The following is a 25328-nucleotide window of genomic DNA, read 5'->3' as shown; positions in this document are numbered from 1 at the left end:
CAGTTCATTGTTCATCGAACCGCCGTCAGGGTTTCACTGATTTTTCAAACGAATGAATACTATGAATTACCACTCCCCATATCTTAAAATCACTAAACTCTGCGAGGTTCACAGGTTTGTATCTTGTATTCTCCGGTATTAAAAACGCCGATGAAAAATTTTTATGAAACCGCCGCACCAGTAATTCACCATTCAGCACCGCAACAATAATTTTTCCATTTACTAATTTCAACGAGCGATCAACAATTAAGATATCGTCATCAAAAATCCCTGCCTGCTGCATGGCATCACCTTTCATTTTAAAAAAGAATGTAGCAGGTTTGTTTTTAATGAGCTGTTCATTTAAATCAATACCACGTTCAGCATAATCATCAGCGGCAGCACCAAAGCCGGTGGCGTTGGCTGTTTTCACCTGCTGTTGTGTAAACTGTTTGCTGCCTTTATAAGCGGCGCCAAAAAAATCTTCCCCATCCATAAAAAATAATTTAACTCCCGCAGTGCAAAGAGTGGTGATAAAAAAATATGTCTGGGTTCGTAAGAAAGTTTGGTAAAGCTAAAACTTTTAGTAATTTAGTAGTGCGGTTTCAGGAAATATTTTTTTGAAATTGCTACTTCAGCAAACCCCATCCTGCTGTCAATTATCTCTCAGCAAAAAGATGATTGTGCAATCAGCAGAAGTGTACAACAGTATTTCAATTAATAACTACTTGCCTGGCCTCCCTCTCTATTGGAGAGGGAACGAGGGTGAGGCTTAAACGATGGGTCATGCAATTACAATCAATCACAACAACAACCATTCCCGGCTATCGTATTTACGAGTACCTGCTTGTATTAAACCCGCATGAAGAATTAAGGAACAGGATCAAGAAAGTGAAACAGGAGTTTTATGATGTGTACAAAGCATCATCGGCCATTGGAGGTAAGCCACACATTACACTCGCCAATTTTCTGCAATACGGATTAATGGAAGAACGATTGGTGAATCGGCTCAATATGATTGCAATGGGCTTTCATCCTGTTAAAGTAGAGCTGCGTGATTATGGAGGTTTTCCAAGTCATACTATTTACATCAACGTAGTGAGCAAGTTGCCGATACAATCATTAGTAAAAACAATTCGTACAGAAGCGCAACGACTCATGAAACTCAATGACGATAATAAACCGCATTTCATTCTCGAACCACATCTCACCATTGCACGCAAACTGCAACCCTGGCAATACGAGAAAGGCTGGCTTGAGTACAGTCATAAACATTTCACCGGTCGCTTCATTGCCGATGGTATGTTGTTATTGAAACGTCCGGTAGGTGAGTTGAGTTACCAGATCGTAAAACGGTTCGAGTTTCAAAACCTCGCCATTACTACAAAGCAGGGGGAATTATTTGGATAGTCATCAATTGTACATCTATTAAACTTTCGTTGCAGTTTATCCTGAGCTTGTCGAAGGACACTATTGTGCTGCTACAATTCTATTCATCTTTTATTAACCACAGAGACACAGGGTACACAGAGAGTGTATTTTAATTAGAGCAACTCTGTGTCTTTGTGTCTCCGTGGTTCAAAACAAAATATCATGTCAGAGAAACTACAACAGGATCATTATAAAGTGAAACCGAAAGATGCCGACGAAACACAGCCTTATCATGCCGGCCGTGGCGCACAGTTCAACACTAAGAACCGCTTTTTAAAAAACGAAGTCACCAAAGAACATATCGAAGGCATTGATGAGTGGGAAGAAACCAACCTGAAAACACAATACATCGAAGTGCATCCTAAAACAATCGTGAACAAAGTGGAAAGTCCTGATGTAGGGATGAGTTATAGTATGAATCCATACGCAGGTTGTGAGCACGGATGTATTTACTGTTATGCACGCAATGTGCATGAGTACTGGGGTTACAGTGCAGGAATGGATTTTGAACAAAAGATCCTCATTAAAAAAAATGCACCGGAGTTGCTGCGTAAATTTTTAATGCACCCCAAGTGGGATGCTACACCCATCATGCTCAGCGGTAATACCGATTGTTATCAACCCGCCGAACAAACCTATCGGTTGACAAGAGGATTGCTGGAAGTATGTAATGAGTTTAATCAACCTGTAGGCATACTCACCAAAAATGCATGGATACTCAAAGACAAAGATGTGTTGCAGGAAATGGGCAAGAAGAATATTGTATCGGCCATGGTATCTATCACATCGTTCAATGAAGATTTAAGAAGAGTGATGGAGCCACGTACCGTAACAGCCAAAGCAAAACTGAAAGTGATTAACGAACTCAGCAGTGCGGGTGTGCGTATGGGTATTATGATGGGGCCGATGATACCCGGGCTGAACGAACACGAAATGCAACGCATTATGAAAGCTGCACGAGATAACGGTGCAACGTTTACTGCTTATACATTTATTCGATTGAATGGCGCCATCAAATTTTTATTTCACGACTGGTTGTATAAAAACTTTCCTGATCGTGCCGATAAAGTATGGCACTACATTGAACACAGTCATGATGGAAAAGTGAACGACACCCGTTTTGGTGTGCGCATGCGTGGCGAAGGAGCTATTGCTCAACTGGTAGCACAGCAATACAAAAAGTACGGTAAGTTGTATGGTATGAATGCAGAGGAATGGAGTTTGGACAGAACAAAGTTTCGGAGGCCGGGGATGCAGACGAGTTTGTTTTAGAATTGTAATGTAACTTAACGCATCAAACAATCGTTATGCAACAAACCCGCAAATCATTCATCGCAAAACTTTCTGCAGCCACGGCTGCTATTGCCGGCTTATCTTCGTTCAAACAAAAACCAATGGACAAAGAATTAAAGAACATCTTCATTCACCATGTGTATTTCTGGCTGAAGAATGCAGACAGTAAAGCCGACAGGGATAAGCTCGTGGAAGGTCTAACCAAACTGTCGAAAGTAAAAACTATTCAAAACTTTCACATCGGCAAACCGGCCGATACCAACCGTGAAGTAATTGAAACGGGCTATGCCGTTTCATGGTTTGTTCAGTTTGCTAACGGTGCCGATCAGGCCAGCTATCAAACCGATCCAATCCACTTAAAATTTATTGAAGAGTGTTCGCATGTTTGGAGCAAAGTGATCGTGTATGATTCTGTTGATGTTTGACGTTCAAAAAAATATTTTTAAAATTTCTTTTGAAAAAGTTGGCAACATCAAAAAAATAAATTCATCTTTGCACTCACAAAAATTATAAACAACAAAAAATGCTACGCATACAGTTACATATCGAACAAGTGAATTGTTTTAGTCCCAAGGGAGACTATACTGTTTGCGGGGCACGTGCTGCTGTTGAATAAAGTTGAAGAAACGAATTCGCTATAACACAAACCCCGCAAGAGATTGCGGGGTTTTTTGTTTTAAAGGTTTAACGTAACAAAGGCCGTTGCTATGAAATGAAAAACACTATTTAAAAAAATGAATAAATGATCAGAACAAAACGAGAAGACATACGATTGAGTTTAACACATGCAATGAAATCATCAATGCATAGTTGGTTACTGCAATCAAACAGGAATGGTATGCCCAATAGTTATGTACTTGATTTTATTCATAAGCGACCGGATTGTATCCATACATAAATACTTATGTAGCGGAAGAGCAAAGCCCGGTCGTAAATTGACCGGGCTTTTTTGTTCGATGAAAAAAAGGAGGATGAAATGCAACTGATTGTAATTGTGTTGATCGTTCGTTTGGTTTTACAAATGATCAGCAACAAAAATGATGAAGAGGATAACAACAATGATGTGAATGTGCAGGAGAATGTATTACACCCTGCAGCACATCAGTTGCGGTGATATTATAGTGCAGAGGAGGGAAATAAGCGTACCCCGTGAGATGCAACGGGGCGCTTTTCCAAAACTGTTTTGCATAAAACAAATAGCAGCATTCTCCCGAAAGCTTTCGGGATTGGATACTCCCCCTGGAACGGAGAGGCTACAGGTTCGAGTCCTGTCTGCTATACAGAAATGAATGACCCTGTAGCTTAAAAGGAAAAGCTGCGGAAAAAGTATTGACTAAGCCGTGTAGTGTATGGAAGATGTCGTCATTACTAATCGTTTTGATGAATAGAATTTGCAGTTGCACCGAAATGTAGATACAAAGTAGGGAAGCGCATTTACAGCCATACTGTTCTTGCAAAAGAAAATGTCGGTTCGAATCCGGCCTGGGTTACAAATTATTGAGTGGTGCAATGGTTTAGCATATCAGTCTTTGACACTGATGATGATAGTTCGAATCTATCCTCAATAGCAATTGTTGGCTTTCGTTTATCTGGTAAAGCATCACACTGTGAATGTGAAGAACAGGGTTCGAGTCCCGGAGTCAACCAATACGGTTTGGTGTAATGGTAACATGATCATCTCCCTCGCTTTCTGAGAGGTAAGTAGCAGATGATTGTATTCGGTTCGAATCTGAAAGCCGTACAAATTTGACTTATAGTTCAATGGATGAGAATACTGCGCTACGAACGCAGAGATACAAGTTCGACTCTTGTTAAGTCAACAACAGATTGTGGTTTAGAGTAACGGTTAACTCGAAGGTCTCATAAGCCTTAGTTGCAGGTTCGAATCCTGTAGCCGCAACAATCATTGACCCATAGCTCAATGGTGAGAGCAGGAACCTTATACGTTCAAGGTTATCAGTTCAAATCTGATTGGGTCAACAAAAAAAGATGACTTAGCTCAATTGGTTGAGAGCATTACCCTGATACGGTAAAGGTTGAAAGTTCGAGTCTTTCAGTCATCACAACAGTGCGACTTAATTCAATGGTAGAAAACTATCGTTACAAGATAGTGGTAGTTGGTTCGATTCCAACAGTCGCAACAAATAGTCTCGTAGCTCAATTGGTAGATGTATCCGGCTTTTAACCGGAGGGTTCTGGGTTCGAGTCCCAGCGGGACTACAATGGATGAATAGCTCAACGGCAGAGCGGCGGTTTGTTAGACCGTTGGTTGAAAGTTCGAATCTTTCTTCATCCTCATAATTGGAGAGTTGACAGAGTGGTAATGTGCCAGCCTGCTAAGCTTGGGCTGTCGTTTATTCGATACAAAGGTTCGATTCCTTTACTCTCCGCAATTGTTTGGAACAGTTTAGTTCGATGATGAGGAAATAAGATATCAGTCAGTAACTGTAACAAACAAATGGTGCTTTGGCAGAATGGATATATGCACCGGAGTGAAATCCCGGACATCGTGGTTCAATTCCACGGGGCACCACTTTAAATGAGAAATGAAGAATGAAAAATTAAAAATGTAAAACAATGGTACAGCGGCAATGGAGAAAATTGAACGGAGAAAAAATTCGGCGGCCTATTGAGGACGAAGTAAGAGCTGTATTGGTACGTGAAAAAGAAATGGGACACGAACTGAAAGTGTGCATTGGTACCGATAGCCAGGTGAAAAGCAGGGAAACTGAATTTGCAACCGTGATCGTTTTCATCCGGAAAGGAAAAGGTGGTTTCATGTACATCCACAATGAAACAACAAAACAAAAAATGAGCATCAAGCAACGGATGTTAACAGAAGTTGCCATGAGCATTGATGTGGCTTATGGATTGTGCATGTTGTTCACCTTGTATGATGTGGATATGGAAGTGCATGCTGATATTAACACCAACCCTTCTTTTAAAAGTAATGATGCGTTGAAAGAAGCAATGGGTTATATCATGGGGATGGGCTTTGCGTTCAAAGCAAAACCGGAAGCCTTCGCCAGTTCCAGTTGCGCAAATAAAGTGGTACAATAAATCAGAACCGGGATATATGAGATGATTGGGACAATTAGGAAATATATGTAATCCTGTAAATCCCAATCATCCTAAAAATCAAGGTTCAGACAATTAAAAATTTAAAACAATGGACAGTTTATTTAATCAAAAAGTGATCAGTGCGAACAATGTGTTTTCTGATAATTTTTTGGATACGAAAATTTTATACCTGTATTGTTTCAACAGCTTGCCGAGTATTCATTTCATGAATTATATCGATGGTGAAAAAGCATTTGGAGTATTTAAGGAGCGTTATGCTGAAATGATAAAGGATATTCATCAGACACGCTGGTACAAGCAAAAGAAAAAGAAATTCCAGTTCGATAAGACAGTGGTGATCTTAACCAATAATTGCATACTTGAATTTGATGATGACTATTGCGAAGTATTACACGACGGAACAAATGAATCGTTTGTGCAGGAACTCACCATAATGGTGAATCAGTTTAAGGAACGACAACGTCGGCAACCTTTGGAGATCAACCTGATCGTGCAGAACAGGAGTCATCTCGGTTTAAAAGCAATGGAGATCAAACGTACCAAGCTTGATTTGAATCTTTTTTATGAAGATGATTTTAAGGAAGTAGATGAAGTGATCAGAAAAAGATTGAGTCAAAAGAACGACAAAGGAATTGTATTGCTGCATGGGTTACCCGGCACGGGCAAAACAACCTACCTGCGTTACCTGGTTGGAAAAATCAAGAAACGTGTGTTGTTCCTGTCGCCTTCGGTTGCCGGTAATTTGATGAACCCTGATTTTATTGAACTGCTCATTGATAACCCCAACACGGTATTGATCATTGAGGATGCAGAGAATATTATCATGGACAGAAAGTACAGCAGCAGCTCATCTGTATCGAACCTGTTGAATATTTCGGATGGGTTACTGGCTGATTTTCTGAATGTGCAATTGATCTGCACCTTCAACAGTTCGCTAACCATGGTTGATAGTGCGTTGATGCGCAAAGGAAGACTGATCGCAAAGTATGAGTTTGGAAAATTGGGTGTGGAGAAAGCCAATCGTTTATCAAATCATTTTGGTTTCGATAAGCTGATTGATCAACCGATGACCATTGCAGAGATTGCCAACCCGCATGAAAAAACACAACAGGTTGAAAAAGTTGAAGTGATTGGTTTTCGCAGACAGGTGGAATTAATGAATTAAAATGTCTGAACCGGGATTTGGGTGGATTTAATGGATTATGAAGAGAATAATCTTATGAATCTGTTTCATCTCCCCAAATCATGGTTCAGACAATAAAGAGCTTGCTTCACGGCAAGACAGGTATATGCAGATTGACAGCAAACCGGATCTGTGTTTCAAAGAAGCACGATAGTGCAACGGTAGTAACCTGTTGTATGCTGTTGTTGCAGTTGTGCTATGCCTGCCAATACGCTGAAGGACGAAGGTTCGAATCCTTCTCCCGTAAAAACGGGGTAACTCAAGTGGCTAGAGTGTCAGCTCCCAAGTACAGGTTCGAATCCTGTTTCATCTCAAGGGTGAATAGTTCAATGGTAGAACACTACACTGATAATGTAGCAGACGAAGTACAGCGCTTCTCAAATGCTGACCAACAAATAAAGCCGGGTGATTGACCGGCAGTGCGAATGAATAAATCGTTATCGATAAATCCATACAAACTGCAATCAGGTAATTACCCGAAAGCGAACATAGAAGTATTGTAACAGCAGTTGCTTCATCATTCAGAATTGATGATACAAACATCATCAACAGGTGTTTGATGAACCGGTTGCAACAGCAGTACAGAAATTCCGCTTCCGTAATAACAGGATGATCATACAGCCGGCTTTATTATTTTTTAAAAAGCAGTGGGTGTAATAACCCGCTAACAAAGCAATAAACAATGAAACGTGTAAAAGTAAATGCCTACCAGGTGGCATTGGTATTTAAAGATGGCGTGTATAAATACATGCTGAAAGAAGGTAAGTATTGGTTGTGGAACAAGGAAGCGTATGTGTACGATCTTACCAAACCATTTGTGGCACCAATTGAATTGAACATTCTTTTGAAAGATGCTGAACTGGCCGAAGCATTGCAGGTGGTTGAGGTAAAAGACAATGAGATCGTATTGCAATACGAGAACGGTTTGCTGAAACAGGTATTGACTGCAGGTCGTTATACTTACTGGAAAGGAGTGATCGATTATACTTTTGTTCGTGCCGATATCGGCAGCATCGAAATTGAAAAAGAAATTGATCGTGTGGTATTGCAAAATCGTTTGCTGGCAAGCTATGTGCGTAGCTACTCTGTTGAGAGCTATGAAAAAGCGGTACTGTTTGTAGATGGTAAATATGTAGAAACTCTGAACAGCGGTGTGTACTATTGGTGGAAGAATAACATTGCAGTGCATGTAGGTAAAGTAGATATGCGTAAGCAGCAACTGGAGATCAACGGCCAGGAAATTCTAACCAAAGACAAAGCGGCTTTGCGTTTGAATGCATGGGCACAATACCAGGTGGCCGATATTGAAAAAGCGTTGTTGCAAAACAAAGCCTACGATCAACAATTGTATGTGGCTTTTCAACTGGCCTTGCGTGAGTACATTGCCGGTTATGGTTTCGATGAATTGCTGGAGAAAAAAGAAGCGGTAGCTCCTTTTGTGCTGGCACAGGTAAAAGAGAAAGCGGAAGCGTTGGGTATTGAAGTGATGGGCTTCGGCATCCGTGATATTGTTTTGCCAGGCGATGTAAAAGAGATCATGAACCAGGTGTTGATTGCCGAAAAGAAAGCACAGACCAACAGCATCATGCGTCGTGAAGAAACTGCCAGCACCCGTAGCTTGCTCAACACTGCCAAGCTGATGGAAGAAAATGCGATGTTGTGGAAACTGAAGGAAATGGAATATGTAGAAAAGATCGCCGACAAGATCAGCAACATCAGTGTAAGTGGTAACGGTGTGTTGATCGAGCAATTGAAGCAGATTTTCGTACCGCAGAAATAAAATGGTAAGTAGTGGTGAGTGATGATTATTTTGTTGCCGCCACTGCTACTATTGAGTTTTTGTTGCGTCGCACAATTGTGCGGTTGGGAATTCTATTGAATAAACCTATTTAGCTTTAATCAAATTATGATACAAAATGTAATTACTAGGATTAGGGAAGATCTATCAAAAGCATTTGCTGATTTGTTTTTGTGTTTTGAAGCGAATGATGAACTATTAGATTATCGACCTGCTAAAGGTGGATGGACAATCAGAGAAGTATTGGAACATGTTTCTATCACCAATCATTTCTTACTAATTCTTATCAGAAAAGGAACAGCAAAAGCTGTTGAAATAGCAAAAGATAAAAACTATGATGATTTGCTTCTTAACTATGATTTGGATTGGGATAAATTGAAAATGATTGGCGAACACAATTCTTTTAAATGGAACAGGCCTGAGCATATGGAACCAAAAGGGACATTGTCATTAAACGAAATCAAGTCAACTTTGAAAGAACAAATGCTGGAATGTCTGTCATTTCTTGATCAAATGCCTAAGGGAGAAGGAGTGCTTTACAAAACAATGATGAGTGTTAATGATCTCGGAAAGATTGATGTGTATCACTATATCCATTTTTTGGTGCAGCACGTAAACAGGCACTTAACCCAAATGGAAAAAGTGCGTGAAGAATTTAAAAAGTAAGAACAATGAGCAAGTTAAAAATATCAGGAAAAGAATTAAGAGCGATTGGCTACCCGGAAGGACCGGTGATCAGCGTCGCTATGAATGTGATGCAGAAAAATTACAAGCATCACACAAAGGAGGAAGTTATGGAACTGTTGAAAGCAGTGTTGGCATCACCTGCAAATTATTTAGATGATGCCGTGCTGGCATTGATCGCAAAACAATTGATGCCGGACGAAAAAGAAAGTGAAGGAGAGTTGTCGTTGAATCAAAACGGAATTCAATTTAGTGTTTTCGGAAGTGAGCATATTGAACAAAGTGCCATGCACCAGATGTACACCGCAGCAAAATTACCTGTGGCAGTTGCCGGTGCCTTAATGCCCGATGCACATCACGGATATGGTTTACCGATCGGTGGCGTGTTAGCTACAGAGAATGCAGTGATACCTTATGGTGTTGGTGTAGATATTGGTTGCAGAATGTGTTTGAGCATTTTTGATATCGATCCGAAAGAGTTGGTACAACGTGAAGCTTTTTTTGCAAGAGAAATTGGCGAAGCTACTTTATTCGGTAGCGGTGCACAGTTCAAGCAAAGCGAAGATCATGAAGTGATGGATAACGAATTGTTCTTTGAATTACCGTTGCTGAAAAATCTGCATGGTCGTGCATGGAAACAATTAGGTAGCAGCGGAAGCGGTAATCACTTTGTTGAATTTGGTATCGTTGAAATTGCAGAGAAAGATGAAAAGCTGGGTGTGGAAGCTGGTAAGTATGTCGGGCTGTTAAGTCACTCCGGTTCAAGAGCGTTAGGTGCAAATATTGCCAACCATTATACCAAGATCGCTATCAGCAAACGACGTTTACCGCAAGATGCAAAAAATCTTGCCTGGTTAAATCTTGATGAAGAAGCAGGAATGGAATATTGGTTAGCGATGAATTTAGCCGGTGATTATGCAAGTGCCTGTCATCATGTGATTCATCAAAAGATCGCCAAACAACTTGGACGAAGACCCATGAAGATGGTGGAGAATCATCACAATTTTGCGTGGAAAGAAAAGTGGGAAGGAAGAGATGTGATCGTTCATCGTAAGGGTGCAACACCAGCAGGTAAAGATGTACTGGGTATTATTCCGGGAAGCATGACAGCCGCAGGCTTTATTGTAAAAGGTAAAGGTGAAATGGCATCGGTGAATTCTGCTTCACATGGAGCAGGACGTTTAATGAGTCGTTCAAAAGCTATGCAAAGTATTACGCACAATGCATTGAAAGATGAATTGAAAAAGCATGGCGTGAAATTAATGGGAGGCGGATTAGATGAAGCTCCATTTGCTTACAAGGATATTGAATTGGTGATGCAGAGCCAGCAATCGTTGGTTGATGTTGTTGGAAAGTTTACACCCAAGATCGTGAAGATGGATGGGCCGAGTATCAAGCCTTGGCAGAAGACGAGAGAAGTGGAAGGAGAGTAAGGGCAATCAGCAATAGGCAATTGTCAATAGGCAAAAGCTAGCATTCAAATTAAACTCCTGCTGCAGAAATGTAGCAGGAGTTTTTTGTTTTATGTCCCCTAGGGACAATCTGTTGGTAGAAAAATGTTGATTTGTTTTCCGCTCCATAGGAGCGGGCTATTAAAAACATGATTTTTTCTGAAATTGACAGCAGGGATTATCTTTATGAATATGGATGATGCCTTTGAAAAAAGAAAGATTGAATTAGTACGCTTGATAAATGAGTTGTACAAAGAAAAGCCAGCTGGCTGGTTCAAAGAAAAGGGAGATGTTTACATAAGCACGTGGGACGTTGGTAATGAAGTAGATGATATTCCACCGGAAAAGGAAGAAATAATTGTGCGGAGAAGTAAGAAAGCTTATATCATAATTTCAACTGCTTTGTTAGTATTTATTCTTACCCTTCTCTACGAGTATTTTAATTCACCAAGTATTTTTTTTATGCTAGTGATTATTCCTTTTGCCTGCTTATTCATATATACATTTGTTCTCTCCTATGATAGAAAGCCTAAAATTATTATTAATAAGAAAGGCATCTGGCTTAAAGAGACGGATTGTTATTATGAATGGCATATTATAGGTGCCACTTATATTAAGGATGAGGATAGAGGGGAAGATACTATTAGAAGCCTGGTGATCTATTACTATGAGCCGGCTGAACATAATTTCATTAAAGCAGAGTATAAATTTCCAAGACTCTTAGATCTATCTATCCCTAAAATTGCTTACTACATTGAATACTGGAAGATCAAAACGGGGTATCGAACTCCCAAGGCTTAATCATTCCGCCTTCAACTGCTCTTCAATCAACTTCAACTCATCCATAATTCCTTTTAAGCGCTTTTCTTCTTTTTCTAAAATGCGTTTACCGAGAATGAAATACGCATACAGCATCCAGCCGCAGTACACCGCAATCAGCAGGATAATATAACCGATTGGGCGGCCATGCACCACTTCTAAAAAATACAAACCCATACCTAAATTCAGAAACAAAAAGTAGAGGGGTTTATTCCATTGAATTTGTTTTTTACGGAATGCATAATAATCTTCCCATTGCTGCAGGTGTTGTGCAGGCGGCAATGTATCATCTACTAAGCTTACTTTGTAAGCGGTGAAAAGTGTAAGGGCAGATTGTAACAGAACGGTTGTGTTAATGATCCATACGGCAATATGTGTAACGAACCAAGTGAGTTTCATCGTACTGAAATACATCATCCAGGTGATGAACACAACGGTAAAGAATAAGGTGATACCACCAAACAGCAACTGCCGGAATAGCTTCGTCCTCGTATCTTTCGATTGACGGGTGATGGCCTGCAGGTCCACTGTTTTTTGTTCAGCCGGTTTCGACTGTTGCCACAAATCTTTTATTGCATCAAAGTCTTTCATAACTGTTGTAAATTTCGCTGAGCTGTTTTTTAATACGGTGAATTTTTACACGCAGGTTATTTTCAGTAATGCCGGTGATCTCGGCAATTTCTTCATAAGGTTTGTCTTCGAGTACCAGTGTAATGATCAGTCTGTCTGTTTCTGCCAGTTTGCTGATGCATTTGTACAGCAACTGTACTTCCTGTTCCTTGTTGCGCTCATCATCCGGTATCATCGCCAATCGTTCTTCATCAGCATCTACAAACTGTTCGTTCTTTTTTCGCAGGTGTGTTAAACAGGTGTTGGCGGCAATCCGATAGATCCATGTACTCCAAGCGGCATCACCTCTGAACTTTTCCATATTCTTCCACACTTTCACAAAGCTCTCCTGCAACAGATCTTCGGCCAGCATTGCATCGCCGGTATAACCCAAACAGAGCTTGCGAATACCTGGAGCGTATTGCTTGTATAATGCTGTAAACTGTTCTTCCTGTCTCATTGCAGCGGTAAGATAATGTTGAATTTGGTTTTGCAAAATTTATTGTAAGAATGCATCCACTTTTGCATAGAACCACTCAGGCACATCATACATAATAAAATGTTTGCTGTTGGCTACTTCAATGGTTTTGTTGGGTACGTTTCTGAACTGGTGATTCAACATTACATGGCTGTTTGCTTCTGTACCATAAATACTCCCGAGTACTAATACCGGTTGTTTGATCTTTGCAATGTCTTCACGCAGATCGGTAGTTGATATTTCAACAATGGTATAACCCAATGTGCGGCGATCACACTGCGAACTCCAGGTAGCAATTTGAACTGCACGTGCTGTATCCTTCACCTGGTACAACATCGCACCCGTCATATTCTTTACATAATTTTCGTTGGGGATCATTTCAAAATTCTTTGCTACAGCTTCCGGGTTGAACTGTGGATTCTTTTTCAACACTTCTGCATTGGCAGTGGTATCTGAAACGGCCGATACAAAAGGTAACCCATCTACGCAAATGATCTTTCCAAACAGATCTGGCTCCACACTGCTCACCCACAAACTCATAAAGGCACCCAAACTATGACCGATCAACATTGGCTTGTTCAGCTTTTTTGTTTTTACATAGTTGATGAGTTCGTTACGCACGGTTTTAAGAATAGGTGTGTCCAGTTTAGGCACACCTGCATAACCTGCAATGGTGATCACATGACATTCGTAGCGGTCTTTCAGATGAGCAACCGTTTCGTTCCAAACCTCACCGCTGCAACTATAGCCGGGAATAAGGATAATGGGCTGACCTTTGCCAGTTACTTCTACTTTAAACGCATTGGTTTGAGCATTTGCCTGAACGATGATAAGGCTGATGGTTAAGAGGGCGATGATTTTCTTCATGATGATGTATTTTATAATTACTTGTTTTTTTTCGTTTACAGCTATTTGATGCAGGGCCTGAACGATTATTACAGAAAAAGAAAAATATTTTTTTTGGGAAGGGTAATCGACTTGCCAACCCGGGCGTTTGAAATGTACAAAGTCATACTGGGCTTACCTTTTAACAAAATATTCTTTCCCATATAGGCAAAGCTTCGTTTCTTTAGCGCTACTATTAATCACAACTATGAAGAGATTATTTTTCCTGGCAGTGAGTGTGTGTGTTGCCACTGTATTGCTTGCACAGAGTAAGTACGATCATCGTGAAGCGTTTCATCCGTTCTTCTATCCAAACTTTGGTAATGAATACAGGAGTGCCAGCGGTCAGCCCGGGCCAAAGTATTGGCAGAACCAGGCCAATTATACTATACAGGCAACCATCGATCCGGATAAACATACAGTAGGCGGCACCGTTGCGTTACAGTATGTCAACAACAGTCCTGATGCGTTAAGTTTTCTATGGTTACAGCTCGATCAGAATATTTATCGTAAAGATTCACGTGGCTCGGCTACTACCACAACGCTGGGCGGACGTTGGGCCAACGGTGAGTTCACTGATGGTCATATGATCCAATCAGTAAAAATTGAACAGAACGGAAAACTGGTTGATACAAAATACCAGGTAACAGATACACGCATGCAGGTATGGTTACCCGAAGTATTAAAGAATGCAGGTGCATCTGCAAAAATTGTGATTGAATACAAGTTTACGGTTCCTGAATATGGAACCGATCGTATGGGTCGTTTGAAACAAAAAGATGGCTGGGTGTACGAAGTGGCACAATGGTTTCCACGTGCATGTGTGTATGATGATATTAATGGATGGAACGTAAATCCTTATCTGGGTGCAGGTGAGTTTTACCTGGAATATGGGACAATTGAATACAGCATTACCGCACCATCGAATATGATCGTTGTAGGAAGTGGGGGTTTAATGAATGCGGAAGAATGTTTTACTGCAGAGCAGATCAAACGTTGGGGCGATGCAATGAAGAGTGATAAAACAGTAGTGATCCGTTCGGCTGATGAAGTGAATAAAGCTTCCTCTCGCCCCGGTAATCCATTCACTACCTGGAAATTCAAATGTGAAAATACAAGAGATGTGGCATGGGCCGCCAGTACTGCCTTCATCATGGATGCAGCACGTATGAATTTGCCGAGTGGAAAAACGGCAATGGCAGTAAGTGTGTATCCAAAAGAAAGTGCATCGAAAAAAGATGGAAACGATTGGCGTCGTTCAACTGAATATACAAAAGCAAGTATTGAGTTTTACAGCAAGTACTTATATGAGTTTCCTTATCCTGTTGCAACAAATGTGGCTGGTATTGTAGGTGGAATGGAATATCCCGGTATTGTGTTTTGCAGTGCAGCCGCAACAGAAGCAGGGTTGTTTGGTGTAACAGATCATGAATTTGGACACACCTGGTTTCCCATGATCGTTGGAAGCAACGAACGCAAATTTGCATGGATGGATGAAGGGTTCAATACATTCATCAACATACTTTCAGGTGAAGCTTTTAATAATGGGGAGTATAAAGAAGTGCCAAGTGCAAGCGGTATGGCCAATTATATGTTTGGCGATAAAATGGATGGTATGCTGAATGGTGCTGATGTTTTGCAGCAACAAAACCTTGGAGTAGCTGCTTATTTTAAACCGGGAATGATGTTGTATGTATTACGGAATGAAGTATTGGGTGCAGAACGTTTTGACCGTGCATTGAAAGAGTATGTTCATCGTTGGGCATTTAAACATCCAACTCCCTGGGATTTCTTTCACACCATTGAAAATGTTGCCGGTGAAGATCTCAATTGGTTCTGGCGCAGCTGGGTATTGAACACATGGAAGTTTGATGTGGCAGTGAATGAAGTAAAACCATTGAATGAAGGCGGCATCAGCGGTGTTACCATTAAATTGCAGCTGCTTGAAAAAATGCCCATGCCTGTAACTGTAAAAGTGGTTGATGTAAATGGAGTTGAGCAACTCATTAAACTGCCCGTTGAAGTTTGGCAACGTGGCGATACGTGGACTTTCCCTGTTGCAACAAAAGCTGCAGTGAAAGAAGTAATTGTTGATCCTGAAATGCGGTTGCCTGATATGAACCCGGCTAATAATAAATGGGAGAAATAAAATATGATAAAAAGAATCCCCGATCATTGATCGGGGATTCTTTTTATAAACAACACTCATTAAAAATTGATATTGAAAAAGCTGTTGAGGATAAAACCATTGTTGTGTTGAAATACATTTCTTCCGCTGATCTCTCTTGCTAGTTGTACAATCTGACTGATGTATCCTGCTTCCAGTCTGAACTTTGGTGAGAAACGGTAACCAAGCAACAAACCGAAACGATTCTGATCGAAAATATTTTCATTTACATTTTTACCAAAGCCAACAAGTATTTCATCATACGCAGCAACATATGGTTCTTTATCTTCCAGCGTTTTTCCTTTTAAAGATTGTTGTAAACGCAACATGTAACGGGCCCGGTTCATAAACAACCAGTCATCAGGTTTTGCCGATGCAGCAGAGTTGTAGCGTGGCAGCCAACGTTGCTCCAGCATGATTCTGTGGCTTAGGTCGAGAGAACCTGTTCGTTGCGTAAGTGTGGCTACTTCATAAATACGATGTTCAGTAAATGTTTTTCCAAATGCATTGAGAGGATAATCACCATAAGCATAGGTTTCGGCCCATGCATAACCCATCCGCAACGTAGTGTTACTGTTTGCGTGGTAGTTAATACCTGTACGTAGCAAACTTTGTTGCCAGGTTGTAATATAATTTTCTCTTCGCCATTGGTATTCTAAATGGCCACTCCACTTTTTATTAAAAGAAAATGTACCGGTGCCGGAGTACCAGCCGATGCTGTTGTTGTCTCTTAGTCTTGTGTTTTGTGCTGAGCCTGTTATTGCTGTAAATAAAAGGAATACTGCTGCAAGAAGATTGATGAATTGTTTCATGGCCCGCAAAGGTAAAGGCAAATGATCAAATGAGCAGATCGCTCAGTTTCATTTCTTCCAACACTTCACGAATGGAGTTGTTCTCTTTCTTTTTCCATTTGATAAGGCGGATCATACCATCAGCTATTTCAATACCGGTAATATCGCCATCACTGTAACAACAACATCCTGTATTAAAATAAAACGGTTTCATTTTAATGTAATTCTTGTTTACATAATCGTATTCTTCCTGGCGGAAGCGGATCTCTTTATTGAGTTTCTCCGTTGTAGCTTCATCAGCTTTTTCTCTTGCATGAATGAGTTGTTTGTACAAACGCTCAAGATGTGTGAGTGATGCAAATACCGGTTGATGTGTGTGCCCTGTTATAAGAACGGGATTTTTTTCCTGTTTGCTCCAATCATACATAAAACGGTTGTGTACACTTTTTAATGCGTTGTTAGTGGCAGGTGTATTAGGGTTTAAGTTGAGATAGCTTTGCAAAGGCCCCCATATTCTTGAAACAAACCATGCACTGAATGCATTGCCATCACTTTGCCCATCGCCCTGGTGACCGTGTGTGAGAAGGAAATCAAGTTTTGTATTGCTGATGGTTGTTTGCAACACAACTCCTTCATAGATCTTAACGGGTTCTTTATACATACTCAACAGGTGCAGCGGCGCAAACGGATCATTGTTCCAGAATACATCATGGTTACCGTATACTTTAATAAAACGTTTTTCAGTAAGAAATTTTTTTTCTGCAGCCGTTGTGAGTTTGTTCTTTGATTTCACTGGCCATACGGTATTTTCCCAAAGCTCTTCACTATCACCCAATGAAATAAAATGAAAACCAGCCAGGTAATAATGATCTAATGCTGCAAGGTAGTTTGGCTCGGCCATCATAAAATCATCGCTGCCATTCTTTGCGCCTTTGTGCTGGTCACTAAAAATGATGAACTTGTCTGTATCTGCATTCACCGGCAATAACAATCCTTTCTTTCCCGGATGCTCAAGCGTGTGTGCATACAATTTTGTTAACGCTTCGTGCACCCGTTGAAGATTGGGCTTACTTGAAAAGCGGTCAGCAAGCCGGGCAACGGGTTTGGTGAAAACAGATTGTATGAAACGACGCATGATTAAAATTAGCGATTCAACATGTACAAATAAAAAAAGGCTGATGCAATATGCATCAGCCTTTACGTGTTCATGAATTTAATCAGAGTTGTAAACCGAGACGTAAGAAGAATCGCATACCGTTACCACCCATTTGTACAGCATCCCAAGGTCCACCGGTTTCATTATTGAACGCCCAGCCTTTTGCACCGGGTGCAACACCAAGATCAGGATGTACATTCAATAAATTATCAATTCCACCAAACAAAGAAATCTTGCTGTTGATCTTATAACCGAGATAAAGATCGGTTACCAGTTTGCCATTGTAGATATAAAGGTCATCTACGTATTTGCTGGGATCAGCATCAAGTGGTACCTGCGGATTAATGCCTAAGCCATCTTCACCATATCCAAGCAATTCAACTTTGCCGAAGTAAGTCAATCTTGTTCCAACAGTTAAACTTTTGCAACCATATTCAAAGTTGAAACCAAATTTTGTTTTTGGTGCCGATGCAAGAATGAATTTTTGTTCACGGTCATTTAAGAATGTTGATTTCAGAAAATCAGAGCCACTCAGTTTAGCAGGAACATTGATCTTGTCAATGTTCATTTCCTGGAAGTTACCTGTGAACAATGCACGAAAGCTTTGTGAGCCCCAGCGTTTGTTATAATCCATTACTACATCAATTCCTTTATTGGTTGTATTTACTGCATTGGCAAAGAATTGTGCATAGCTAACATTCAAAGCCTGCAGGCGTGATGCTAATGTTGGATCAAGATTCGAATCAAATGCATCAAACTGTCCGCTTAATACCACACGGTCTTTTACTTTTACCATGTAACCATCAATGGTAATACTGAAGTCACTCACCGGTTTCCAGGTAAAACCTAAACTTACATTGGTGCTCTTTTCCTGTGTAAGATCAGGAATACCAGCCAGCTTTGCCAGCTCACTGTAGTTCGGTGCAATTTTTACTTCTGCAATATTACCACCCTGTACTGTTGTGAATGTTGAACTGAAATTGATCTGTTGCAAAGAAGGAGCACGGAAACCTGTACTGAATGATCCACGCAAATTAAATGTTGGAGCCAGCTTTAAACGTGTTGCTACTTTGTAGTTATGGGTAAATCCAAAGTCGCTGTAGTTTTCGAAACGTGCTGCAACAGTTACTAAGAAATTATTTGTTATGTCAAATTCCATATCACCATAAGCACCAATCACAGAACGGTTGGCTGTTACTTCATCCGCAGGTTGGTAGCCGGGGAAACCTTGTGCGCCACCGGCAACATACACATCATAACCTGCATCATATTTGTTAGGATTGAAATTTTTGTAAGATGCTTCTTCGCCTGCATATAAACTGTAACGCTCATAACGATACTCAGCACCAAAGGCAAGATTGATCTTTGTATTTAACTCTTTACTGAAATTAGCATTCACCGTGTTTTGTAAGAAGTTGAAACCACCATCATCAAAATGCGTTTGATTGGGCCCTAAAGAAGCATTGAATGTTTTATCGCCAAAGAAATGAAAATTGTTTCGGCCAATGGTGTTACTGATATCCCAGTTCAATCCACCGGTTGAAATTCCTCTCACACCTGTTGCCATTGAGAAATCACTTACATTGGTTTGAATGTGTGGACTGAAAGTTGTGTCATCGGCTGTTACTTTCATTACTGATGGAACAAAGATCAGGTTCCAGTTATTGTCTGTGGGGAAACGTTCCGGCCTTGCACTCCAGTTACGGGTAAACGCATATGCATCTGATTTCTTTCCGTTATATCCACCAAATGCATAGAAACTTGTTTTGCCTTTGATCGGAATTTCTGCATTCAGAAATGCACCACCTGCCGTGAGCGATCCGTCACCATGTCCACGACGATAAATGTTGGTGTACATAAAGTCGGCACTATTTTCATTTGTCTCCAATGCCTGACGATATGTTTTTCCCTGGCTTAAGAAATTACCGGTAAGATTGATGAAACCTTTTTCACCAACTTTAAATCCATAGTTGGCATTCACTGAAAACGTATTTCCGTCAACAGCACCATCATGTACATAGAGGTTTTGTTCTTTCTTGAAATGCGGGTTGTATTTTTTATCGTAGTAACCACTGTAGCCAATGTTTGCATTGAATTTGTTGACTGTTTCTTTCAATACAATATTGATGACACCTGCAATGGCATCAGAACCGTATTGTGCAGAAGCACCATCACGCAACACTTCCACACGATCAATGGCGCCCACAGGAATTGCACTGAGATCAGTTCCTGAATTACCACGACCTCTTGTACCAAACACGGCAATGAATGCTGTTTGATGACGACGCTTGCCATTGATGAGTACCAATGTTTGATCGGGACCAAGTCCACGCAATGTTGCCAGATCAATATGATCGGCACCATCACTGCCGCTTTGTTTATTATAGTTGAAAGAAGGAGCTGCATAATTCAGTATAGATGTTACATCCATTCTTGCAGTTGGTAATGCAGCCTGCCCGATGTTCACCACATCAACAGGTACAGGCGTTTCTGTTTTTACTCTTCCTAAGCGACGTGTACCTACCAACACCACTTCGCCCAGATCAGTTGAGCCTGATTCAAGAATGATGTTCATAGATGTGTTTGTTCCAACAAGTTCCTCAACTGTTTTGTATCCTACAATACTGAACACGAGCACATCGGTTGATGCTGCTTCAATACTGAAATTGCCATCTTTATCGGTGGCGGTTCCTGTTCTTGTTGATTTGATGAGTACCGATACATCTTCAAGCGGGTTGCCGCTTTTATCGGTTATTTTACCACGAACTGTTTGTTTTTGTGCAAATACCGGGATGAACAGCAACAGGAGGGCTGCTGTTAAAAAATGTTTCAGCTTGATCATTAGTAGTTAGTTTGATTGTGTAAACTGAAATTAAAAAATATATAGCAAGGCCGAAAACTTATTCTTCTAAATGTAGAAAAGCTCAATTAAACTATAGTGTATTTCAATTGAGACGTTTGCTGTCTTTTCATTTTCATTTACTTTTACCGCAATCAATTTATATGCAAGAAACAATGGAACAGGTTGCTGCTTTATATACTGCCACGTTCGGGGCTCCGCCTGAAAGCATCGACAAAGTGCCGCAGAGCGGAAGTGACCGTGTTTATTATCGTGTTAAAGGAACTGTTGTATGTATTGCAACAACCAGCAAAAACATCAAGGAAAATCAAACTTTTCTTCAGTTCAGTAAACATTTTCAGCAGCGGGGTTGCCCGGTGCCTGCTATTTATGCGGTGAATGAAGAAGAGACCATTTACCTGCAGGAAGATTTTGGTGATATTTCATTGCTGAATGAACTGGAGCAACATGGTTATAATGAGCATGTGTATAGTTTATTTAAACAAAGTCTGCAGCAACTGGCACACCTGCAGATCAAAGGGCATAAAGATTTTAATTACGATTGGTGTATCACCTCAAGAGAGTTTGGACGGCAGGCCATTGTTTCTGATTTGCTTTATTTCCGCTATTACTTTTTTGATACGTTGAAAATTCCTTATGATAAAGAAAAGCTTATTGAAGATTTTGAAGACCTGAGTATTTATCTCACACGTGTGGATCATAAATATTTTATGTTCCGTGATTTTCAAAGCAGAAATGTAATGGTAAAAGAAGGGAAGGTTCATTTCATCGATTACCAGGGTGGTATGAAAGGAGCTGTGCAGTACGATGTGGCTTCCTTGCTTTGGCAGGCAAAAGCAGAGTTGCCTGATGAATGGAAGAATAATCTGCTGGAGTATTATATGGATTGCCTGGAGAATGTGTTGCAGAAAGAAATAGACCGCACAAGGTTTGTAAGTCAGTACAATGGTTATGTGCTGATCCGTTTGTTGCAGGTGTTGGGTGCATATGGTTTCCGTGGATTGTTTGAACGCAAGGCACATTTCTTAACAAGCATACCATTGGCCTTACGAAATCTCAAATGGTTTTTAAGTAACCGGAATGTTGGTATTAAGTTACCTGAATTTGAACGTATACTTGGGTTGATGGTGGAGGATGAAATTATCCACCGGTTTGAACCTCCGAAAGCAACGGAAGAAACGCCGCTTGTTGTGCGAATCAACAGCTTCTCTTATAAATCAACCGGTATTCCTGTGGATGAAACAGATAATGGCGGTGGATTTGTGTTTGATTGCAGAGGTATTTTAAACCCTGGCCGAATCGAAGAATTTAAAACACAAACAGGAAGGGATAAAGGCGTGAAAGATTTCCTGGAGCAACAAACAAAGATGCCGCAGTTTTTAAACAGTGTTTATAATATCATTGATATTGCTGTGGAAGATTATATGCAACGCAACTTTGCCAACCTGCAAATCAGTTTTGGATGCACAGGAGGGCAACACCGCAGTGTGTATGCTGCTGATGCGTTGGCCCGTCATTTAAAAAACAAGTACGGGGTGAAGATTGAATTGAAACATGTGGTGCAGGATGCGAAGAATTGGATTAATAAAACGTATTAAAAGGTGAGTGGTAAGTGGTGAATGGTGAGTGGAAGGTTGCAAGTTACAGGTTACGGTTTGCAGGTTGTGAGGTGTTTCTTCCTTGGGCGCAGAGAAGGGAGAACAAGAGTTTAACGCAGAGAGGAAGTATTTCTACGAGGCGTCATTGCGAGCCTTGTTTTTTGGCGAAGCAATCTATACAGAAGTTTGTTCTGTTTACAAGGAGACTGCTTCGTTCCTCGCAGTGACGTTAAAGAAGAGATACAAAACACAAAGTAATTTTAGATCGATATGAAAGCAATGATTTTTGCAGCAGGTTTGGGTTCACGTTTTAAACCATGGACGGATCATCATCCTAAAGCATTGGCTATGGTAAACGGCAAGAGTTTATTGCAACGTACTATTGAATACCTGCAGCAATTTGGTATTACGGATGTAGTGGTGAATGTGCATCACTTCGCTGATCAGATCATTGAAGCTGTTGAAAAAAATAATGGCTGGGGTAGCAATGTTGTCATCAGTGATGAACGGGATGAAGTATTGGAAACCGGTGGTGGTTTATTGAAAGCCAGACCTTTTCTGGAAGGTGATGAACCATTTGTTACAATCAATGTAGATATTCTTACCAATTTAAATCTACATGCGCTGCTGGCGTATCATCAACAACACAAACCACTTATTTCGTTTGCTGTTACCAACCGGAAGACAGCCCGTAATTTTTTGTTTGATGATGCAGATAAATTATGCGGTTGGCGTAATGTAACAACGGGTGAAGAGAAGGGGCCGGTACTTAGTTATAGTGAAGAAGAAAAAAAGAGACTGATTGAGAAAGCATACAGTTGTGTGGTTGTGTTTGAACAACGCTTTTTTTCATTGGTGAAACAAAAAGGTAAGTTCTCTTTAACTGAGCCTTATCTTGATCTTGCTGCTGAGCATACGATTCTTGGTTATGATCATAGTGGTGATAAGCTGGTTGATGTGGGGAAGCCGGAGAGTGTGGCTGTGGCGGAGGCTGCGTTTCAATAGATTTTCTTTTCTGTAAACTTTTTTATATTGATATAACGAAAGTTTGCTTGCGAACTCTTTTATTACTTTTGTCAAGTATATTAGTTGGGCTTGCTTCGCAAGCTGGTTTATTTGTCACTTTTGCTTGTCCAAAAGTAACCAAAAGACAGCCGAAACATATTACCCCCATGTTTCGGCAACAGCCCTGATTGAACTGTTGTACTACTGTGGTGAAAAGCAGTTGAGGTTGCACGATCACCCCATGTGAAGCGGTTTGATTGAATATTAATAGTCTAACTGGGATAAAAGACTATTATATACGCAAAGTAATTCTATGTTTATCAGTTTGTCTTTTTATGTTTTTTGTTTAAACTATACTTTAATATAAATCTTCTTCTTATCTAACCAATAGCAAATTGCCCAGTACATGATGATCATGGAGATGGCATAAACGAGTGAGCCGTTTTCGGGAATGCCGGGAACTTGTTTGCAGATCTTTTCATAGAACCATCCGAATGGAGAAAGGTATTTGGGTAAGCCTTCATCGTTGATGCCATTGGGAATACGGATCAATCCCAGTGCTCTGGGTAAGAAGCCACTCAATACAAAAATGAACAACGGATTTTTGCCAAACACATCAAAAAATCTGGTGAGCCAGTTTTTAGCCTGTTTGATTTCAATGAACCAGATCATGGTTGCAATTGTGTAGATGGCAAGACCTGTTGTGTAAATGGTATAAGAGCTGGTCCATATTTTTTTGTTGATAGGGAAGACCATACCCCAGGCAAGCCCTGTAACAGTAAGAATGGTTGCTGTAACAAACAGCGAAGCAATCATTTGGTAAGATCCATTTGTCTTGTTTTCATTTACATTACCCTGCCCGACTTCGTTATTCAGGCGGGTCATCTTTTGCATGTAGTCACCAACCAGGTAGCCAAAGATCACCTGTACAATAGCAGCGAACGTACTCATCAATCCTTCGGGATCAAAGGGCACTCCTTCACCTGTATACAAATGAGCTTCGCCCAATATACTTTTATCAATGCTGTTGCCAAACCATCCATTAAGACTAAACAAATCACCGGGTGTACCCAGTACTAAACAAAGCATCCAATACAGTAATAATAAAACAGCAGCTGTTACAAATGCCCCACGTTGTTTGAAATAATAAACGATGACTGATGCAAAAAAGTAACAGAGTGCGATTCGCTGCAATACACCCATGATGCGGAGATTATCGAGCGGCTTTACTTGTAAGAGATCTCCATTCCATTTTACAAACGGGCTCCAGTTCAATAACAAACCGATCAGGAAAATGAGCAGCGTTCGTTTGATCACTTTTTTCCAGAAGGTGCCGTCGCCTGCCTGTTGCAGTTTGGGCATTACAAAAGCCATGGCATTGCCCACGGCAAAAAGGAAAAACGGGAACACCAGATCAGTGGGTGTAACGCCATGCCAGGGCGCATGTTTTAAGGGGCCATAAATGTGAGACCACGAGCCGGGGTTGTTTACCAGGATCATGAGGGCCACGGTGGCACCACGGAATACATCGAGGGAGTAGTAGCGCTGGTTCAAAGCAGATGGTTTTGTGATGATGAAAATAGGAAGGATTTGGGAGTTAGATGTAGGATTTATGATGTCTGATGGATGATGTCTGATGTATGATGTCTGATGTATGATGTCTGATGGATGATGTCTGATGTATGATTTGTGATGGAAGCGGTGGAGCGGGGGGAGTGTCGGATTTATACGACTTGAACGCTTTAAATAGGCTTTATCATGGGAGTTGAGTGGGAGTATCCTGCCTTTTGAAGCGAAGGATGAGCGAAGGATGATGGCAATAGGCAAGGGGCAATGGGCAATAGGCAATGGGCAATGGGCAATGGAATTGGGAATTAGGGGTTGGGAAGGCGGGAAGACGGGGAGAGTGTTGCTGGCAGATTGCACTGATGGGCACTAATGAAAACAGGATTGAACAGATTTCTCCTATCGTCGAAATGACAAGAGGGGTGGGCGGGTTGCTTACAGATTGTACAGATAGGCACTGATGAACATAGGGTTGCCAACCTTTCAAAGGTTGG

At 40.8% G+C, this 25328-nt stretch carries 22 protein-coding genes and 11 tRNA genes; 25 read left to right on the top strand and 8 right to left on the bottom strand.

Annotated elements, in window-relative coordinates:
- Positions 1–25 precede the first annotated feature (25 nt).
- A complete protein-coding gene (locus VK159_RS04835) occupies positions 26–475 on the bottom strand; it encodes a translesion error-prone DNA polymerase V autoproteolytic subunit (RefSeq protein WP_324229009.1) in 450 nt (149 codons plus the stop codon).
- A 290-nt stretch (positions 476–765) separates the two neighbouring features.
- Here VK159_RS04835 and VK159_RS04830 point away from each other — a divergent pair, with 290 nt between their 5' ends.
- From VK159_RS04830 to VK159_RS04725, 22 genes are all read left to right on the top strand, one after another.
- Complete coding sequence (locus tag VK159_RS04830; RefSeq protein ID WP_324229008.1) at positions 766–1389, top strand: 2'-5' RNA ligase family protein; 624 nt, start codon at positions 766–768, stop codon at positions 1387–1389.
- A 183-nt stretch (positions 1390–1572) separates the two neighbouring features.
- Complete coding sequence (locus VK159_RS04825; protein ID WP_324229007.1) at positions 1573–2682, top strand: PA0069 family radical SAM protein; 1110 nt, start codon at positions 1573–1575, stop codon at positions 2680–2682.
- A gap of 35 nt (positions 2683–2717) precedes the next feature.
- Positions 2718–3128, top strand: coding sequence for a Dabb family protein (locus tag VK159_RS04820; protein ID WP_324229006.1), 411 nt, complete (start codon positions 2718–2720; stop codon positions 3126–3128).
- Positions 3129–3445: 317 nt separating this feature from the next.
- Positions 3446–3601 carry a hypothetical protein gene (locus tag VK159_RS04815; protein WP_324229005.1) on the top strand — a complete coding sequence of 52 codons (156 nt, stop codon included), beginning with the start codon at positions 3446–3448 and terminating at the stop codon, positions 3599–3601.
- A 78-nt stretch (positions 3602–3679) separates the two neighbouring features.
- Complete coding sequence (locus tag VK159_RS04810) at positions 3680–3817, top strand: hypothetical protein (protein WP_324229004.1); 138 nt, start codon at positions 3680–3682, stop codon at positions 3815–3817.
- A gap of 82 nt (positions 3818–3899) precedes the next feature.
- Positions 3900–3983, top strand: a tRNA-Pro gene (locus VK159_RS04805).
- Between the two features lie 215 nt (positions 3984–4198).
- Positions 4199–4271, top strand: a tRNA-Gln gene (locus tag VK159_RS04800).
- A 5-nt stretch (positions 4272–4276) separates the two neighbouring features.
- Positions 4277–4349: transfer RNA gene (locus tag VK159_RS04795), tRNA-His, on the top strand.
- A gap of 101 nt (positions 4350–4450) precedes the next feature.
- Positions 4451–4523: transfer RNA gene (locus VK159_RS04790), tRNA-Arg, on the top strand.
- A gap of 8 nt (positions 4524–4531) precedes the next feature.
- Positions 4532–4603 (top strand) — tRNA-Met (locus VK159_RS04785).
- A gap of 7 nt (positions 4604–4610) precedes the next feature.
- A tRNA-Ile gene (locus VK159_RS04780) sits at positions 4611–4683 on the top strand.
- Between the two features lie 8 nt (positions 4684–4691).
- Positions 4692–4766: transfer RNA gene (locus tag VK159_RS04775), tRNA-Ile, on the top strand.
- Between the two features lie 6 nt (positions 4767–4772).
- Positions 4773–4844: transfer RNA gene (locus VK159_RS04770), tRNA-Val, on the top strand.
- 5 nt (positions 4845–4849) lie between these two features.
- A tRNA-Lys gene (locus VK159_RS04765) sits at positions 4850–4923 on the top strand.
- A gap of 4 nt (positions 4924–4927) precedes the next feature.
- A tRNA-Asn gene (locus VK159_RS04760) sits at positions 4928–4999 on the top strand.
- Between the two features lie 7 nt (positions 5000–5006).
- A tRNA-Ser gene (locus tag VK159_RS04755) sits at positions 5007–5093 on the top strand.
- Between the two features lie 187 nt (positions 5094–5280).
- A complete protein-coding gene (locus VK159_RS04750; RefSeq protein ID WP_324229003.1) occupies positions 5281–5763 on the top strand; it encodes a ribonuclease H-like YkuK family protein in 483 nt (160 codons plus the stop codon).
- 109 nt (positions 5764–5872) lie between these two features.
- A complete protein-coding gene (locus VK159_RS04745) occupies positions 5873–6949 on the top strand; it encodes an AAA family ATPase (protein WP_324229002.1) in 1077 nt (358 codons plus the stop codon).
- A gap of 700 nt (positions 6950–7649) precedes the next feature.
- Complete coding sequence (locus VK159_RS04740) at positions 7650–8747, top strand: slipin family protein (protein WP_324229001.1); 1098 nt, start codon at positions 7650–7652, stop codon at positions 8745–8747.
- A gap of 126 nt (positions 8748–8873) precedes the next feature.
- The gene (locus VK159_RS04735; RefSeq protein WP_324229000.1) at positions 8874–9431 is read left to right on the top strand and encodes a DinB family protein; all 558 of its coding nucleotides are present in this window, start codon (positions 8874–8876) and stop codon (positions 9429–9431) included.
- Positions 9432–9436: 5 nt separating this feature from the next.
- Positions 9437–10882, top strand: coding sequence for an RtcB family protein (locus VK159_RS04730; RefSeq protein ID WP_324228999.1), 1446 nt, complete (start codon positions 9437–9439; stop codon positions 10880–10882).
- A gap of 210 nt (positions 10883–11092) precedes the next feature.
- Complete coding sequence (locus tag VK159_RS04725) at positions 11093–11701, top strand: hypothetical protein (protein WP_324228998.1); 609 nt, start codon at positions 11093–11095, stop codon at positions 11699–11701.
- On the opposite strand, the gene VK159_RS04720 is transcribed toward VK159_RS04725, so the two are convergent.
- Genes VK159_RS04720 through VK159_RS04710 form a run of 3 tightly spaced genes read right to left on the bottom strand, consistent with a single transcriptional unit; the run spans position 11702 to position 13673 of the window.
- Entirely contained in the window at positions 11702–12310 is a 609-nt protein-coding gene (locus tag VK159_RS04720) for a hypothetical protein (protein ID WP_324228997.1), read from the bottom strand.
- A complete protein-coding gene (locus VK159_RS04715) occupies positions 12297–12788 on the bottom strand; it encodes a sigma-70 family RNA polymerase sigma factor (RefSeq protein WP_324228996.1) in 492 nt (163 codons plus the stop codon). The genes VK159_RS04720 and VK159_RS04715 overlap by 14 nt, the downstream gene beginning before the upstream one ends.
- Before the next feature lie 39 nt (positions 12789–12827).
- Positions 12828–13673: an alpha/beta hydrolase gene (locus VK159_RS04710; RefSeq protein WP_324228995.1), complete on the bottom strand. Its 846-nt coding sequence runs from the start codon at positions 13671–13673 to the stop codon at positions 12828–12830.
- A gap of 226 nt (positions 13674–13899) precedes the next feature.
- Here VK159_RS04710 and VK159_RS04705 point away from each other — a divergent pair, with 226 nt between their 5' ends.
- Positions 13900–15840, top strand: a complete 1941-nt coding sequence (locus VK159_RS04705) for a M1 family metallopeptidase (protein ID WP_324228994.1) — start codon at positions 13900–13902, stop codon at positions 15838–15840.
- Positions 15841–15899: 59 nt separating this feature from the next.
- Here the strand turns inward: VK159_RS04705 and VK159_RS04700 are convergent, their stop codons facing one another.
- The 3 genes from VK159_RS04700 to VK159_RS04690 form a co-directional block, all read right to left on the bottom strand.
- A complete protein-coding gene (locus tag VK159_RS04700; RefSeq protein ID WP_324228993.1) occupies positions 15900–16670 on the bottom strand; it encodes a DUF2490 domain-containing protein in 771 nt (256 codons plus the stop codon).
- A 25-nt stretch (positions 16671–16695) separates the two neighbouring features.
- Complete coding sequence (locus VK159_RS04695) at positions 16696–17784, bottom strand: metallophosphoesterase (RefSeq protein ID WP_324228992.1); 1089 nt, start codon at positions 17782–17784, stop codon at positions 16696–16698.
- Between the two features lie 82 nt (positions 17785–17866).
- A complete protein-coding gene (locus tag VK159_RS04690) occupies positions 17867–20647 on the bottom strand; it encodes a TonB-dependent receptor (RefSeq protein WP_324228991.1) in 2781 nt (926 codons plus the stop codon).
- A 161-nt stretch (positions 20648–20808) separates the two neighbouring features.
- On the opposite strand from VK159_RS04690, the gene VK159_RS04685 reads away from it, so the two are divergent.
- Both VK159_RS04685 and VK159_RS04680 read left to right on the top strand, forming a co-directional pair.
- Positions 20809–22263 (top strand): RapZ C-terminal domain-containing protein, encoded by a 1455-nt coding sequence (locus tag VK159_RS04685; RefSeq protein ID WP_324228990.1) that lies wholly within the window; start codon positions 20809–20811, stop codon positions 22261–22263.
- A gap of 270 nt (positions 22264–22533) precedes the next feature.
- On the top strand, positions 22534–23268 hold the full coding sequence (locus VK159_RS04680) for a nucleotidyltransferase family protein (protein WP_324228989.1): 735 nt from the start codon (positions 22534–22536) through the stop codon (positions 23266–23268).
- A 351-nt stretch (positions 23269–23619) separates the two neighbouring features.
- Here the strand turns inward: VK159_RS04680 and VK159_RS04675 are convergent, their stop codons facing one another.
- On the bottom strand, positions 23620–24822 hold the full coding sequence (locus tag VK159_RS04675) for an acyltransferase family protein (protein ID WP_324228988.1): 1203 nt from the start codon (positions 24820–24822) through the stop codon (positions 23620–23622).
- Between the last annotated feature and the right edge of the window lie 506 nt (positions 24823–25328).

The organism is Lacibacter sp. (assembly GCF_035299325.1).
GTDB lineage: Bacteria > Bacteroidota > Bacteroidia > Chitinophagales > Chitinophagaceae > Lacibacter.
Note: the sequence above shows the minus strand (reverse complement) of the source record. Positions and strands in the feature narration are given on the sequence as shown.